Here is a 17,141-nt window from a genome sequence, read left to right on the forward strand (position 1 = left end):
CTTAAACCAACAAAATTTAAACCTAATGAAGATTTATTATTTTATTTTGACATTGTTTTTTTGTAGCATTTCTTTTGCACAAACCACAATTTCAGGTTCGGTAAAAGACAGTAAAAACGAACCAATTCCTGGAGCCAACATAAAAGTTGTTGGTGAATCAGACGGAACTGTCACGGATGTTGATGGAAAATTTATTTTTAAAACATCAAAAAAGGCACCTTTCAAAGTTGAAGTTTCGAGTATTGGTTACGAGGCACAAAACTTAGAAATTACTTCGAACAATCAAAAATTAGATGTTAATTTAGTTGAAGCTGATAAAGTTATTGACGAAATTGTAGTTTCTGCTTCAAGAACACCAGAGAAAGTTAAAGAATCTCCGGTTACTATTGAAAGAATGACTATTAAAGATATTAAAAAAACCGCTTCACCAACATTTTATGATGGTTTAGAAAACTTAAAAGAAGTGCATATGAATACAAGTAGTATGTCTTTTAAGTCAATAAACACTAGAGGTTTTGCCACTGTTGCAAATACTCGTTTTATGCAATTAGTTGATGGAATGGATAATTCTTCTCCATTATTAAACTTTGTTTTAGGAAACTTAATTGGAGTTTCAGAAATTGATGTTGCTAATGTTGAGTTATTACCTGGAGCTTCATCTGCATTATATGGTGCAAATGCGTTTAATGGTATTTTATTTATGAACAGTAAAAGTCCTTTTACAAGTCAAGGAGTAACTGCTTATGCAAAATATGGACAAACCAGCCAAAAAGCAGCTGGAAATAATTTATATTATGACTATGGTGTTAGAGTTGCACATGCATTTACAAAACATTTTGCCGCAAAAGCAAATTTCACTTTCATGAATGGAACAGATTGGTATGCAACTGATTATGATGATTATTCAAGTCCAGGAAGAGACAGAAGCCATCATAATTACAATGGGTTAAACGTTTATGGTGATGAAGTTTCTACAAATATTAGAGGTGTTGCAACAGGAATGTTTAATGCAGGTGTAATTAATGCTTCTCAATTAGCTGTTTTTAATTCAATTTTACCTGATTATAATGTTAGTAGAACTGGGTACAAAGAAGTTGAATTGACAGATAATAAGGTTCAAAACTCTAAAATAGATTTCTCTTTACATTTCAAACCATGGGCTAATGATACAGAAATTATTTGGCAAAGTAAATTTGGTTTTGGAAACACTGTTTATCAAGGAGCAAATAGATATTACTTAAATGGATTTTTTATGCAACAACATAAATTAGAAGTTAAAGGTAAAAATTTCTTTGTAAGAGGATATACTACAACAGAAGATGGTGGGAAATCATATGATATGTTGTTTACAGGAATAAACATTAACAGAGCATGGAAACCAGATTCAACTTGGTTTGGACAATATGCAGCAACTTATGTTCAATCAACATTATTAGGACAAACTCCAGAACAAGCGCATATTTCAGCTAGAAACGTAGCAGATACAGGAAGATTAATTCCGGGAACACCTGCTTTTGCATCTGCTTTTAATTCAGTAACTAGTAATCCAGATGTTTTAACAGGTTCTAAACTTCAGGATAATTCTAAAATTTGGCATTCTGATGCAAATTATAATTTCAGAGATTTAATAAAATTTGCAGAAATTCAAGTTGGAGGTTCATATAGATTATACGAGTTAAACTCAGGTGGAAGAATTTATACCGATGCTAATAGCCAAATCAACTATACTGACTATGGTGCATACACACAACTACAAAAGAAATTCATGGATGACAGATTGAAGTTTACTGGATCTGTAAGATATGATAAATCTAAAAACTTTGATGGAAACGTTTCACCAAGAGTTTCATTCGTATACTCTGCTGGTGAACAAAAAAATCACAACTTCAGAGCTTCATTCCAAACTGGATTTAGAAACCCAACTACTCAAGATCAATACATTGGATTCAATGTAGGAACAGCAGTACTTTTAGGTTCAGCTCCAGACAACTTAACTAGATATTCAGAAACACTACCTGTTTCATTAAATGGTCAACCTTTTGCAGGATCGTCAACAGTTACTATTAATGGTTTAAATGCTTATCAAAACTCATACACTGCTAGTTCAGCTGCTGCTTTTGGAGCTGCGGTTATTGCTGGAGGTTCAAATGCTGCTGCAATTGTAGCTGCATCATCTCTTCTTGATAGAACAGATGTTGATTATGTAAAACCTGAAATTGTAAAAGCTTTTGAATTAGGATACAGAGGACAAATAAAAGACTTCTCTTATGATATCAATGGTTATTATAATATTTACAATGATTTCATTGGAAACTTAACTGTTGTTGCGCCATTATATGGAGTTGCTACTGATGGTGGTGGAGACTTTACACCATTAAATCCTGCTTTCCAATCTGCTTTTGCTTTGACTCAAGGTGATAGAAGAGCATTCCAATTATACACAAATACTGATGTTGAAATTAAATCATTAGGTTTTGGTGTTGGTATGTCTAAAAAAATAGCTAAAAACTTTGAAATTGGAGCTAATTATAACTATGCACAATTTGATTTTGACCAAGCTAAAGATCCAAGTTTTGAAGCTGGGTTTAATACTCCAAAACATAGAGTTAAAGGAACAATCAGTAATGATAAATTGTTTAAAAACTTTGGTTTCAATGTAAGCGCAAGATGGAATAGCGAATATTTATACCAAGCATCTTTTGCTGATGGAATGATTGATGCTGCTACAGTAGTAGATGCACAATTAAGCTATGGAATGCCTAAATTGAAATCAACATTCAAAATAGGAGCAACAAATATTGGAGGAAAAGAATATAGACAAATCGTAGGTGCTGGAGCAATCGGATCTCAATATTTTGCTTCTTGGACAATCAACCCATAAACCAATAATAAATAAATTTAAAATATCATGATAAAAAATTTCAAATGGCTATTCTTGGTTTCTTTAACCTTTATAGCTTGTACTAGTGATGATGAAAATACAGTTGTAAATAATACTTCTGATGGTTTGCCATTGACAGCAGGTTCAGCTGATTTTTCAAAATATGTTTCTCTTGGAAATTCTTTAACTGCCGGATTTAGTGATGGTGCTTTGTTTGTTGAAGGACAAAGTAACTCTTACCCTAAACTTCTTGCGGATCAATTTTCTTTAGTAGGTGGTGGCGAGTTCAGGCTACCTTTAATGGATGATAATTTTGGAGGACTACTCTTAGGAGGATTACAAGTTCAACCAAAAAGATTATATTTCAACGGTACAGGTCCAGTACAAGTTCCAGGTGCATCAACAACAGATATTTCAAATATTTTAACTGGACCTTTTAATAATATGGGTGTTCCAGGAGCAAAAAGTTATCATTTATTAGCTCCTAATTATGGTAATATTGCTGGTGTCGCTTCAGGACAAGCAAATCCATATTTTGTTCGTTTTGCTTCATCTCCTTCAACTACAGTTCTTGCTGACGCAACTGCACAAAATGCTACTTTCTTTTCTCTATGGATTGGAAATAATGATGTCTTATCTTATGCGCTTTCAGGTGGAACAGGAACTAATCAAACAGGAAATTTAAATCCTGCAACTTATGGAGCAAATGATATTACTGACCCAAATGTTTTTGCAAACGTTTACTCAACATTAGTAAATGGATTAACTGCAAATGGAGCTAAAGGAGTTGTTGCTAATTTGCCTTATGTTAATACAATTCCTTATTTTACCACAGTTCCATACAATGCAGTGCCTCTAAATTCTGCTCAAGTTGCAGCATTAAATTCAGGATACACGGCTTACAATAATGGTTTGCTGTTTGCTGCAAGTAACGGTTTGATTTCATCTGATGAAGTAGCAAGAAGAACTATTAATTTTGCTGTAGGTCAAAACCCTGTTGTAATTGTTGATAGTTATTTGACTAATTTATCAGGTTATGGAATTCCGTCTTATAGACAAGCTACTGCTCAAGATTATATATTATTACTTTCAGGAGGTGTTAGCGCTCAAGCTCATTTAGCTGCAGGAAACGGAACGCAATTTCCACTAGCAGATAACTGGGTTTTATCAAAAGGTGAAGTGGCTGAATTAAAAACAGCAACTGATGCATACAATGCAGCTATTCAATCAATTGCTTCATCGAGTAATTTAGCTTTTGTTGATGCAAATGCAGTTTTAAATCAAGTTGCAAATGGAGGAGTATCAGGAAATGGATTCAATGTTACTTCTACATATGTTACTGGTGGAGGATTTTCTCTTGATGGAATTCATCCAAGTCCAAGAGGATATGCTTTAATTGCTAACAAATTTTTAGAAGCTATAAATGCTAAATATGGATCAAATTTTAAAGGTGTTGATTTAGGTGATTTTAGAATTCTTTATCCAGCTTCTCTTTAAAATAGATTACAATATACATTCAATAAACCACTGATTTTTGTCAGTGGTTTTTTATTTTTCTAAAAAATTATTGATATTTGAGTTGTATCATTACTATAAAATTAAAAATATCAATAAAAAATAGCTTTTTGCTATTGATTTTCTATTTAGAAAAATTATCTTTGCACTCTGAAAAAAGGATATATTTTTTCATTTCTAAAACGCTATTAAATAAATACATAAGCAATGTCAAAAGCAATAGGAAAAGTTTCACAAATCATCGGACCAGTAGTTGACGTAGTGTTCAATACTAAAGATGCTGAATTACCAAAAATTTACGATTCATTAGAAATCATTAAAAAAGATGGTTCTAAGTTAGTACTTGAAGTTCAATCTCACATTGGAGAAGATACAGTTCGTACAATCTCTATGGATTCTACAGACGGTTTAAGTAGAGGTACAGATGTGCTTTCTACAGGAAGTCCAATTCAAATGCCAATTGGCGCAGATGTTTACGGACGTTTATTCAATGTAATTGGTGATGCTATCGATGGTCTTGGAGATTTGCCTAAAGATGGAGCAAATGGATTATCAATCCACAGAGCTGCACCAAAATTTGAAGATTTATCAACCTCTTCTGAAGTTTTATTTACAGGTATTAAAGTAATTGATTTAATTGAGCCTTATGCAAAAGGAGGTAAAATTGGATTGTTTGGTGGTGCTGGAGTTGGTAAAACAGTATTAATTCAGGAGTTAATTAATAATATTGCAAAAGGTCACGGAGGACTTTCTGTATTCGCAGGAGTAGGAGAAAGAACACGTGAAGGAAATGACTTACTTCGTGAGATGTTAGAGTCTGGAATTATAAAATATGGTGAGGAATTCATGCACTCTATGGAAAATGGAGGTTGGGATTTAACTAAAGTAGACAAAATGGGTTTAAGAGATTCTAAAGCTACTTTCGTTTTTGGACAAATGAATGAGCCACCAGGAGCAAGAGCTCGTGTTGCTTTGTCAGGATTATCAATTGCAGAGTATTTCCGTGATGGTGCAGGTTCTGATCAAGGTAAAGATGTACTTTTCTTCGTTGATAATATCTTCCGTTTTACGCAAGCAGGTTCTGAGGTGTCAGCACTTTTAGGACGTATGCCTTCTGCGGTAGGTTACCAACCAACATTAGCAACAGAAATGGGTGCGATGCAAGAAAGAATTACATCTACTAAAAAAGGATCTATTACATCTGTACAAGCGGTTTACGTTCCTGCGGATGACTTAACAGATCCAGCTCCAGCAACAACATTTGCTCACTTAGATGCTACTACAGTATTATCTCGTAAAATTGCTGAGTTAGGAATTTATCCTGCAGTTGATCCATTAGATTCAACTTCAAGAATTTTAACTCCTCATATTTTAGGTGATGATCACTATAACTGTGCTCAAAGAGTAAAAGAAATTCTTCAAAAATACAAACAACTTCAAGATATCATCGCTATCCTTGGTATGGAAGAGTTGTCAGAAGAAGATAAATTATCTGTATCAAGAGCAAGAAGAGTACAACGTTTCTTGTCTCAACCATTCCACGTAGCGGAGCAATTTACAGGTATTCCTGGAGTTTTGGTTGATATTAAAGATACTATCAAAGGATTTAACATGATTATTGATGGTGAATTAGATCACTTGCCAGAAGCAGCTTTCAACCTTAAAGGTACAATCGAAGATGCCATCGAAGCAGGTCAAAAAATGTTAGCAGAAGCATAATAAAAGCTGGAAGTCAGAAGAATGAAGTCAGAAGTAAAATTCTCATCTTCCATCTTTCATCTTCCATCTTCTAACTCAAAAAATATGATTTTAGAAATAGTATCACCAGAAGCTACATTATTCAAAGGAGAAGTTACTTCGGTTTCTTTGCCAGGTATAGATGGTTCTTTTCAAATATTGAACAATCACGCTCCAATAGTTTCTATTTTAAAACAAGGAACAGTAAAAGTTACTGCAACAAGTTTTAAATTTGATAAAGAAGTAGAAAATAAATTTACAAAAGTAAACGATCAAAACTACACTCTTGATATCACATCAGGAACTATTGAAATGAAAGACAATAAAGTAATTGTTTTAGCCGACTAAGACAATTCAAAATAAAGTAAGAAAGCCAAGCATTATTGTTTGGCTTTTTTTATTTTTGAATTATGAAAAATTTCCCAAAATCATTATCTCAAAAACTACAACATCGTGAGCAAAACAATGCTTTACGAAAATTACCAGTTTCTAATAATTTAATTGATTTTGCCTCGAATGATTATCTTGGGTTTGCAAATTCTGAGGAAATTTTCAATCAAACACATCAGTATCTATTAGAAAACTACATTAAAATAAACGGTGCAACTGGTTCACGATTAATCTCAGGGAATCATAATTTGTACCAAATCACAGAAGATTTTATTGCTGATTTCCATCAATCTGAAACAGCATTAATTTTCAATTCGGGTTACGATGCCAATGTTGGATTTTTTAGTTCGGTGCCACAACGAAATGATATCATTCTTTATGACGAATTATGTCATGCATCTATCCGCGACGGAATTCAAATGAGTAACGCAAAATCATATAAATTCCAGCATAATGATTTTGAAGATTTAGAAAATTTAATCTTAAAACAAAAGTCAATTCAAAAAAACAATTGTCAGACTGTCCCAAAACTTCGGGAGTTCGAAGTCCTTTCAATTGAGATTTATATCGTTACGGAAAGCGTCTTCTCCATGGATGGCGATTCTCCAAATGTGGAAGAATTAATAAACCTTTGCGAAAAATATAATTGTTATTTGGTTATTGACGAAGCACATGCATTAGGTGTTTTTGGAGATTCAGGCGAAGGATTAATTCAATATCAAGGATTGCAGAATAAAGTTTTTGCTAGAATCATAACTTTCGGAAAAGGGTTAGGTTGTCACGGCGCAGCTATTTTGGGAAGTAATGAATTGAAAAACTATTTAATAAATTTTGCACGAAGTTTTATCTACACAACAGGACTTTCGCCTCATTCAGTTGCCACAATTTTGATTGCTTATCAGTATTTAAAATCTGAAAAAGAAGCGATTCAAAAACTTAAAAACAACATTCAATTTTTCAATCGAGAAAAACTTCAAATGGGTTTGAAACCAATGTTTGTTTATAGTAAATCAGCCATTCAATGCGCCATAATTCCAGGAAATGAAAAGGTAAAATCTATAGCAAGTCAATTGCAAGAAAATGGATTTGATGTAAAAGCTATTCTTTCACCAACCGTTCCTGAAGGTCAAGAACGGCTTCGTTTTTGTTTACATTCCTACAATTCTCAAAAAGAAATCTCAGAAGTATTGCAACAACTTTCTTTATCTGTTTTTAAATAATATAAAGTTAAAATCTTTGTGAATTTCGCGCTTTCTTTGCGAACTTTGCGTTTAAATTAAAGTCATGAAACTATTCATCACAGGAATCGGCACCGATGTAGGAAAAACTATTACATCAGCCATTGTAACCCAAGCATTAGAAGCAGATTATTGGAAGCCTATCCAAGCAGGAGATTTAGACAATTCTGATAGTCACAAAATTCAACGTTATATTTGTAGTGATAAAACCGTCATTCACGAAAATAGCTATAAATTAAAGACACCAGCGAGTCCACATTTAGCAGCAGCAATTGACGGAATTACAATCGATTTAAAAAAAATCATTGAACCATCCTTCGACAACGCTCTGGAAGCAAATCATCTTATTATAGAAGGCGCAGGTGGATTATTAGTTCCATTAAATGACAACGATACCATTATTGATTTAATTCAACCCGATTACAAAATAATATTGGTTTCACGCCATTATCTTGGAAGTATAAATCATACATTATTGTCTTTTGAAGCTTTAAAAAGTAGAAATTTAAATGTAGCAGGAATCATTTTTTCAGGCAATGAAAATAAAGCTACTGAAGAAATTATTCTCAATAAAACCAAAGCCAAATTTATAGGAAGAATTGATGACGAACCTTATTTCGACCAAAATGTAATCCAATATTACGCTGACAAGTTTCGTGAAAACCTTCTAAATTTGTAATCAAGAAGAGCAAAGAAACAAGAAGAAAGATTAATTACTTAACGTATCTTTGTTGTTGTAATTTGAAAGAACATTAGTCTTTTTTCTTGTTTCTTTCCTCTATTATCAAAAAAATGAATCTATCCCAAAGAGACAAAAAACACAATTGGCATCCTTATACACAACACAAAACAGTTCCTGATTTTCCAGCAATTGTTAAAGGAAAAGACGCATTGTTATGGGATGAAAACGGTAAAGAGTATATCGACGCCATCGCTTCTTGGTGGGTGAATCCTTTCGGACATTCTAACAAAGTTATGGCAGATGCTATCTATGAGCAATTAACTACTTTAGAGCATGTTTTGTTTGGAGGTTTTACTCACAATAAAGCCGTAGAATTATCTGAAAAATTAATGGAAATTCTGCCATCCAATCAACAAAAAATTTTCTATTCCGACAATGGTTCGACAGCCGTAGAAGTGGCAATAAAAGTGGCGCTCCAATACAATTATAATAAAGGAATTAACACCCAAGCCAACAGCGAACTGAGCGTAGCTAAAACTAAAGTCATCGCTTTTGAAGATGCTTTTCACGGAGATACTTTTGGAGCTATGGCTGCAAGCGGAATTACTTTTTTTACAGAAGCTTTCAAAGGTTCGCTTTTAGAAGTTGTTCGCATTCCAGTTCCAACAAAAGGCAACGAAGAACAAACGATTAAAACCTTAGAAAATCTTGTAAAAACCAACGAATTTGCAGCCTTTATTTTTGAGCCATTAGTTCTTGGAGCTGCAGGAATGGTAATGTATTCACCTGAAGTTTTAGATAAATTAATCACAATTTGTAACCAAAATAATGTATTCACAATTGCTGACGAAGTCATGACAGGTTTTGGCAAAACAGGAAAAACATTCGCCAGTGATTATCTAGAAAATAAGCCCGATATGATGTGCTTGTCTAAAGCATTAACAGGCGGAACAATCCCAATGGCAATAACAACATTCTCTCAAAAAATCTTCGAAGGATTTTATGATGATGACACCAATAAAGCGCTGTTTCACGGACACACTTTTACAGCAAATCCTACTGGTTGCGCCGCAGCTTTAGCTAGTATTTCACTTTTACAAACCGATGAAATACAGCAAAATATTCAATCAGTGCACCAATCGCATTTGGCTTTTCAATCCAAAATAAAAAACCATCCAAAAGTAAAGACCACTCGTGTTCTCGGAGTAATTTTTGCCCTAGAAATAAAAACCGAAACCCAAGAAAGTTACTACGGAACCATGCGCAACAAACTCTATAATTTCTTCATCGAAAACGGCATAATTTTACGACCTGTTGGAAACATAGTTTACATTTTGCCACCATATATTATCACGCAAAATCAATTGCAAAAAGTATATCAAACCATCGAAAATGCTCTGGAAATAGTGTAATTTTTTTGGGAGCGAATGGTTTGGGCTTTATCAGTGATGGTAATTCCTGCTTTACATTTCAATCTTTTTTACACCTGACAGGTTTCAAAAACCTGTCAGGTGTAAAAAAGGATTTCCATTTCAATCAGGGCTAAATTGTAAAACCATTTGAATTTCTGTAAGAGGCAGAAAAAATTCGTGTACTATTTTACGCTTATTTTAATTTGTGAAAATTTGTGACCCGAGATCAAAGGTCGAATAGACGAAGTAAATTCGTGTCAACTTTTTTTAAAATCATTTCCATAAAAACTAAAATCATAGCGAACTTTGCAAAAAACTTTGCGAACTTTGTGGCCAAGAATGAAAACTAAAATTGCCATAACATCCTTAGCATCCATTTCACCTTTAGGGAAAAATCCTGAGGCTATTTGGCGTAATTATCTTTCAAATAAAACTTTAATTTCAACCAAAGACTTTAATGGAAAATCACAATTTGTAGCTACAATTCCTCAAGAAATTAGAAATGAAATTGAAGTTTTAAAACAATCCGAAATTAAATACAAAGCTTTAGACGAAACCGTTTTGCTTTCCATATTAGTTTCGCGTCAAGCAATTAAAAATGCAGGTTGGAAAAGAGGTGACGACTTCGGAATCAATATTGGTTCGTCTCGTGGCGCCACACAATTATTTGAAAAACACCACAAAGAATTTCTCGAAACTGGAAAAACGTCAACCTTAGCATCACCAACCACAACACTCGGAAATATTTCTTCTTGGGTAGCACACGATTTAAAAAATAACGGTCCAGAAATTTCACATTCTATAACGTGTTCAACAGCTTTACATGCTGTTTTAAATGCGGTTGCTTGGTTACAATCGGGAATGGCAAGCAAGTTTATTGTTGGTGGAAGCGAAGCACCTTTAACCGATTTCACTATTGCGCAAATGCACGCTTTAAAAATTTATAGTAAAGAACCAATCCGATATTTCGACAAGTTCAATACTCAGTGTGACCATAGTAAATCAATTGACAATAATGAAAATGAATGTCAGTCTGAGCATGTTGAAGAACTTTTCTATCCTTGCAAAGCTTTCGATTTTACAAAAACTAAAAACACTATGGTTCTGGGCGAAGCGGCTTCGGTAGCTTGTTTGGAAATTGGTGAACATAAAAATGCGTTGGCATATATTGAAGGAATTGGCTATGCAACAGACGATATCGAACACAATATTTCAATTTCAGACGAAGCCAATTGTTTTCAAAAATCAATGAAAATGGCGTTGCAAAACACCAAATTAGAAGAAGTTGATGCTATTGTAATGCACGCGCCAGGAACTTTAAAAGGAGATACTTCAGAGTATAAAGCGATTCAGAAAGTTTTTTCTAAAAACATTCCAATGCTAACCACTAATAAATGGAAAGTAGGTCACACTTTTGGTGCATCAGGAATGTTGAATATGGAACTTGCCATCTTAATGATGCAGCACAATCAATTTATCGAAGTACCATTTGCAGAAAAACAAATCGAAAGAAGAGAAATAAAAAAAGTATTAATTAATGCAGTTGGTTTCGGCGGAAATGCCGTAAGTATTCTTTTGTCAAAAGAGTTTTAAGTTTCAAAAATAAATTTCAACTTCAAAATTTCAACTTGCAACCCGCAACTATTTCTCCAACTCCTTAACTTTTTCATAAACACGTTCGCTTTCCCATCCTTTACGAAGTAAGTAATCACAGAATTTTTTTCGTTTTTTCAAATCGTTTTTTTCGGTAATCGTTTCCCAATGTTTTTCTGCTAAAGTTTCAAAAGTCATTTCATATTCCTCTGCTGGAATTTCTTTTAGTGCTTTAGTAACTAAATAATCAGATATCTTTCTTGCCTTCAATTCATTTTTGATTCGAATTTTGCCCCATTTTTTCTGATGGAATTTACTTATTGAAAAAATAGACGCAAAACGTTCTTCATTTAAGAAATTGCTTTCAATTAAATGTACTATAACTTGGTCTTTTTCATACTGATTCAAAACAAAAGAGCGCAATTTTTCAGATACTTCTATATGACATCGTTCTTGATAAGAACAGTAGTATTCCATCTTTTGTATAACTTCTTCTACAGAACTAATTGATTTTGAGTTCAAAACGGTTAAAAAGATTAAAATTTGTTAATAATTTGATAACGCAAAAGTATTGAAATTGTGTGGATTAGAAGTAATTTTGTAGTCCCAAATCGTTTTGCTAAAGACGAACTTTTTATTCATTCATTATGAAAATTAAAATACTTTTTATTGCGCTGTTGTTTAGTTGTTTTACGTTTGGACAGATTTTGATCCCAAATACAACACCAATTACGCAAAACTTTGATGGCATGGGAAGTAGCGCTACGTCTACATTGCCTGCGGGATTTAGAGTTAATTCTACAAATAATTACTCAACAGGAACAACTGCAACTACATTGGCTTATGGAACCACAGGTACTGGAGCGGTTACTGGAACGTCCAGTGGTGGTAATATAAATTGGGCAAATGGGGTTACTGCATCCTCAACTGATAGATGTTTAGGATTTTTGACAACAGGTACTTTTAGTAGTCCAAGAAGTATTATCCTTGCTATTCAAAATACTAATAGTACAAATTTAACTGATTTAACCATTTCATTTGACTACGAAAAGTATAGAACTGGAACTAGAGCTTTTAATTGGACTTTTTTTCATGGTTCAACGGCTACTGCAGTAAATACTGCCGCTACTTCTGGCGATCAAGCTTATGCAGCAGATGGGGCAAACGCTGTTGTAAATCCACCAACAACAATTAGTAAGTCTTTTACTATTTCAGGTTTGAGTATACCACCATCGGGATTGTATTATTTGTGTTGGACTTATACAGGATTATTAGGAGCAACTAATGCTCAAGGAATTGGTATTGATAATTTAACTTTAACTGCAACATTTGGAACTGGATGTTCGACACCAACCAATCAAGCGTCAACTTTAGCATTAGGTTCTATTTCAAATACTACTGCAGATTTTTCTTGGTCAAATGGCGGAGGAACAACTGGAACTGTTGTAACAGTTAGACCAACAGCTACAGCAGAAGTTTCACCTGTGAATGGAACATCTTATACAGCAAATACAAATTATTCACTTGCTCCAGAAACCACAGTAAGTTCTGGAAATAAAGTAGTTTATGTAAACAATGGAACATCTTCTACGATAACTAATTTAATACCTGGAACTCAATATACTGCAACAATATATAGTTATAACACACCAAATTGTTATAACATTTCTTCTCCTGAATCGGTTACATTTTATACTTTAGCTAATGAACCATCTAGTCACGCTGCTAGTTTTAGTTGTTCAACTATTAGTGTTTCTCAAATTAATTTAACATTCAGTGCCGCAAGTACAATTACTAACGCAAATGGATACGTAATTTTATATGGAGAAAATGTTATGCCAACTGGAGTTCCAACAGATGGAGCAATTCATTCTATTGGAACTGTTTTTGGAAACGCTACAGTTGCAGGTTACACAACTTCTTCTGCCGACACTACATTTAGTGTTACAGGTTTAAATGGTGGTACTACTTATTATTTTTTATTAGTTCCTTATGGAGTAAGTGGTGCTATAGCTCAAACATATAATTATAGAACAACAGCTACAATTCCAATGAGTTCAGGTTGCATCACATCTATAGCACCTGAAATTACTGTTAGAGGTGTGATTGGTTCAAATCCAACAATTTCTGATGGAGATGTTACACCTCAAGGAACTGACAATACTTTATATACAACAATTGTAGTTGGAAACTCTCAAGCCAAAAATTTCAGAATTCAAAACCTTGGAAATGATGTATTGAATGTAACATCAATAAATATGGTTGGTGGAACAGCAGCTGGAGATTTTGCGGTTTCTGGAATAACATTGCCAACAACAATTGCCGTTGGAGCAAGTATAGATTTCGTAGTAACTTTTAGTCCAACAGCATCAGGAACAAGAAATACAACACTTACTATAGTAAATAATGATTCTAATGAAAACCCTTATGATTTTGTGATTCAAGGGACAGGAACAATTGTTTCCTCTATTGATATTAATGTTTTAGGAAATACAATTAGCATTCCAGATAATAGTTTATATCCAATTGGAACAAATCATACTGCTTTTCCAGTAACAAATGTTTTAGCTACATCAACTAGAATTTTTACAATTGAAAATCTTGGTTCAACTAATTTATCACTTACTGGCACACCTTATATTACAATTACTGGTCCACATGCGTCCTCATTTTCTATAACTATTCAACCAAGCTCTAATTCTATCCCAGGAGGTTCTTCATTAACATTTGAAGTTACTTTTGCTCCAACTTCATTAGGTGCAAAAAATGCTACTATTATTATAAGCAACGATGATACAGATGAATCTATTTATAATTTTAATATTAGCGGTACAGCTAAAGGATTAAATAATATATATGTTTATGGAAATGGTAATGATGTAATTAAAGGGTCGACATCAACAAGTTTGACTAATTTAACCGATTTTAATTCTGTTGCAATTACAACAGGTGTTAAGCAAAATACTTTTGTAATTACAAATTTAGCTGGAACATCAAGATATTTTTCAAATGTTACAATTTCGGGACCAGATGCAACAATGTTTACAGTTGTTTCAAATCCTACTGCAAATGCTTTAGCAAATGGAAATAGTAGCGCATTCACAATTAATTTTGCCCCAACTTCAGTTGGATTAAAGAATGCAACGGTTAGTTTTTCTGTTTATACTGATTCTGGGAAAACAATTGGAGATGCAATTGACCCTACATTTACATTTGCAATATCAGGAACAGGAATTGTTTTTACAGTTTGTAATAATGGACCAGTTCAAATAATTGCGCAACAAGATTTTGAAGATGTTCCTGCAACGCCTGTTTGGAGTTATTCTCCTATTGTTCTTACATCAGAATCAGCAAATAATGGTACTCTTTTAATTGGTGGTGGAACTTATAATAATGGCTCAGGTGTTAAAAACGCTTATATCGGTGCAAAATCTTTGCAATTTAGTGGATATCCTGATAGTGGAGAAAGCTCAAGTAATAATATTTATCAAACGGCTTCAATAACCCTTAATCCTATAGATGTAAGTTTATATAATAACATTAATTTTTCAATGAGGATTGGTGCTTTTAGAACTGGTTCTCAAGGTTTAGATGTCAATGACTTGATTCAAGTTGAAACTAGTATCGATGGAGGTACTAACTGGTCAACGGAATCAGTATTAAGAGGTTATTCAAATTCAAGGTGGGATTTTCTTGCCTCAGGAACTTTAAATGCTTATTATACAGGAACTAATAATGGCGCAACTATTGATACTAGAAATGGGAATGCTGAACTTGTAAATGGAATCTCAACATATAACGTAAGAAGCTTGCCATCAGTAGCCAATCTTTTAATTAGGATTACTATTAAAGTTGATAATGTGGCAGAGATTTGGGCAATTGATGATATCAAAATTGAAGGACAAATACCACAAATATCTATCTGGAATGGAAGTACTTGGTCGGCAGGGTTTCCTACTTCTAATACAAAAGCTATTTTTGATGCTGATTATATAACATCATCATTACCAAATCAAGGAAGTATAGAAGCTTGTGAATGTTTGATTAATTCAACTTCTAATGTAACTATTCAACCAAATTATTATTTTGAGGTTCAAAGTGGTATCACAAATAATGGTACTTTAACTGTTGAAAATAGTGCAATGTTAGTTCAAGTAAATGATGCAGCTGTTAATTCTGGAAATATCATAATGCGCAGAAATGCGAATATTAGAGAACTAGATTATGTTTTTTGGTCATCACCAATTGATGAGTTTACAGTTAGTAATATTTCTACCGGAACACCTTCTGATGTAATTTGGAAATGGAATCCAAGAGCTAGTAATCCAAATGGAGCTTTTGGTAACTGGATAAATTGTGCTTCAGATTTGATGGAAAAAGGGAAAGGTTATATTGTTCGTGGTCCAAATGGTTATTCTAATGTAACTCCTGCAAATTTTACTGCAACATTTCAAAACGCAATCGCTAATAAAGCAAAACCAAATAATGGTATTATAAACCAAAGACTGTATCGTGGACCTATGCAAGCTGCTAATTTAGGAACTTATACTAGTGCAAATACAGTTGCTTTTTCAGTAAATGATGATAACTGGAACTTAGTAGGAAATCCATACCCAAGTGCTATCAGTGTAAATTCATTTTTAACATACAATGCCGTTACTGTTCCTGTTATTGAAGGCTCAGTTAGAATTTGGAGTCATACTAATTTGCCAACTAGTTCAGTAAATCCATTTTACAATTCTTACCAATATAATTATGTTTCTTCTGACTATATAACACATAATGGAACTGCAACAATATCCGGACCAACAACATTTGATGGTTTTATTGGAGCAGGACAAGGTTTCTTTGTTTTAATGAATGATGGGCCAGAAACTTTAGATGCTGCTGCGCCAATAAATTTAGTATTCAACAATTCGATGCGAGTTAAAACATCTAATAGTAATAGTCAATTTTTTAAAACATCTAATTCTATAGTTACTGCAACAGAAGATAAGCATAGAATTTGGTTAGATTTAATCAATGATTCAGGAAGTGTTATTAGAACGGTTGTTGGTTATGTTCCAAATGCAACTTTAGAAAAAGATGTTATGTATGATGCGTTTGCTCGAATTGATGGAACACAAAATTTCTACTCGGTTATTGGCGACGCAAAAGTGTGTATTCAAGGAAGACCTGTTCCGTTTGAAAATTCAGATTTAGTGCCACTTGGAGTAGCAATACCTACTTCTGGTAATTACACTATTGCCATAGCTTTTGTAGATGGATTATTCTCTGATGTAAATCAAAACATTTATCTTGAAGATAAGTTACTTAATATAGTTCATAATTTAAGATCAGCACCTTATACATTTAATTCAACAACGGGTGTTTTCAATGATAGATTTGTACTTAGATATACGAATACAGCACTTGGAAATGACGAGTTTGATGCATCACAAAATGTTATTGTTACTACTCAATCACAAAACATTACAATTAAATCAGAGATTGAAAACATAACATCAGTAATTATTTATGATTTACTAGGAAGAGAATTGGTTAACAAGAATAAGGTGAATAATAATGAAATTGTATTGTCGAATATTAATGCAAGAAATCAAGCATTAATTGTAAAAATTATTCTTGAAAATGGTAAAATTGTAACAAGGAAAATTATTTTATAATTGACTTTTCTACATAAAAAATGCCCC

10 protein-coding genes are annotated in these 17,141 nt (G+C 33.3%); 9 read left to right on the plus strand and 1 reads right to left on the minus strand.

The features are described from left to right. Positions 1-25: 25 nt before the first annotated feature. The 8 genes from Q0049_RS07540 to Q0049_RS07575 all read left to right on the plus strand — a co-directional run bounded on the left by Q0049_RS07540 (position 26) and on the right by Q0049_RS07575 (position 11,448). Positions 26-2,881, plus strand: coding sequence for a TonB-dependent receptor (locus Q0049_RS07540; protein WP_298118215.1), 2,856 nt, complete (start codon positions 26-28; stop codon positions 2,879-2,881). A 27-nt stretch (positions 2,882-2,908) separates the two neighbouring features. Next, positions 2,909-4,378 (plus strand): G-D-S-L family lipolytic protein, encoded by a 1,470-nt coding sequence (locus Q0049_RS07545; RefSeq protein ID WP_298118218.1) that lies wholly within the window; start codon positions 2,909-2,911, stop codon positions 4,376-4,378. 225 nt (positions 4,379-4,603) lie between these two features. Beyond that, positions 4,604-6,115 carry a F0F1 ATP synthase subunit beta gene (atpD, locus tag Q0049_RS07550; protein ID WP_298118221.1) on the plus strand — a complete coding sequence of 504 codons (1,512 nt, stop codon included), beginning with the start codon at positions 4,604-4,606 and terminating at the stop codon, positions 6,113-6,115. An 84-nt stretch (positions 6,116-6,199) separates the two neighbouring features. Beyond that, a complete protein-coding gene (locus tag Q0049_RS07555; RefSeq protein WP_298118792.1) occupies positions 6,200-6,481 on the plus strand; it encodes a F0F1 ATP synthase subunit epsilon in 282 nt (93 codons plus the stop codon). 62 nt (positions 6,482-6,543) lie between these two features. After that, entirely contained in the window at positions 6,544-7,743 is a 1,200-nt protein-coding gene (locus Q0049_RS07560) for a pyridoxal phosphate-dependent aminotransferase family protein (RefSeq protein ID WP_298118223.1), read from the plus strand. A 64-nt stretch (positions 7,744-7,807) separates the two neighbouring features. After that, complete coding sequence (gene bioD / locus Q0049_RS07565) at positions 7,808-8,440, plus strand: dethiobiotin synthase (RefSeq protein ID WP_298118225.1); 633 nt, start codon at positions 7,808-7,810, stop codon at positions 8,438-8,440. A 113-nt stretch (positions 8,441-8,553) separates the two neighbouring features. Further along, positions 8,554-9,855 (plus strand): adenosylmethionine--8-amino-7-oxononanoate transaminase, encoded by a 1,302-nt coding sequence (gene bioA, locus Q0049_RS07570; protein WP_298118227.1) that lies wholly within the window; start codon positions 8,554-8,556, stop codon positions 9,853-9,855. Between the two features lie 339 nt (positions 9,856-10,194). Continuing rightward, positions 10,195-11,448, plus strand: a complete 1,254-nt coding sequence (locus Q0049_RS07575; protein ID WP_298118229.1) for a beta-ketoacyl synthase N-terminal-like domain-containing protein — start codon at positions 10,195-10,197, stop codon at positions 11,446-11,448. A 48-nt stretch (positions 11,449-11,496) separates the two neighbouring features. On the opposite strand, the gene Q0049_RS07580 is transcribed toward Q0049_RS07575, so the two are convergent. After that, positions 11,497-11,925 carry a regulatory protein RecX gene (locus Q0049_RS07580; protein WP_298118231.1) on the minus strand — a complete coding sequence of 143 codons (429 nt, stop codon included), beginning with the start codon at positions 11,923-11,925 and terminating at the stop codon, positions 11,497-11,499. Between the two features lie 170 nt (positions 11,926-12,095). Here Q0049_RS07580 and Q0049_RS07585 point away from each other — a divergent pair, with 170 nt between their 5' ends. Next, a complete protein-coding gene (locus Q0049_RS07585; RefSeq protein WP_298118233.1) occupies positions 12,096-17,114 on the plus strand; it encodes a choice-of-anchor D domain-containing protein in 5,019 nt (1,672 codons plus the stop codon). Positions 17,115-17,141 lie beyond the last annotated feature (27 nt).

Origin of the sequence: Flavobacterium sp. (genome assembly GCF_027484205.1) — a bacterium.
In the GTDB taxonomy this organism is placed as follows: Bacteria; Bacteroidota; Bacteroidia; order Flavobacteriales; family Flavobacteriaceae; genus Flavobacterium.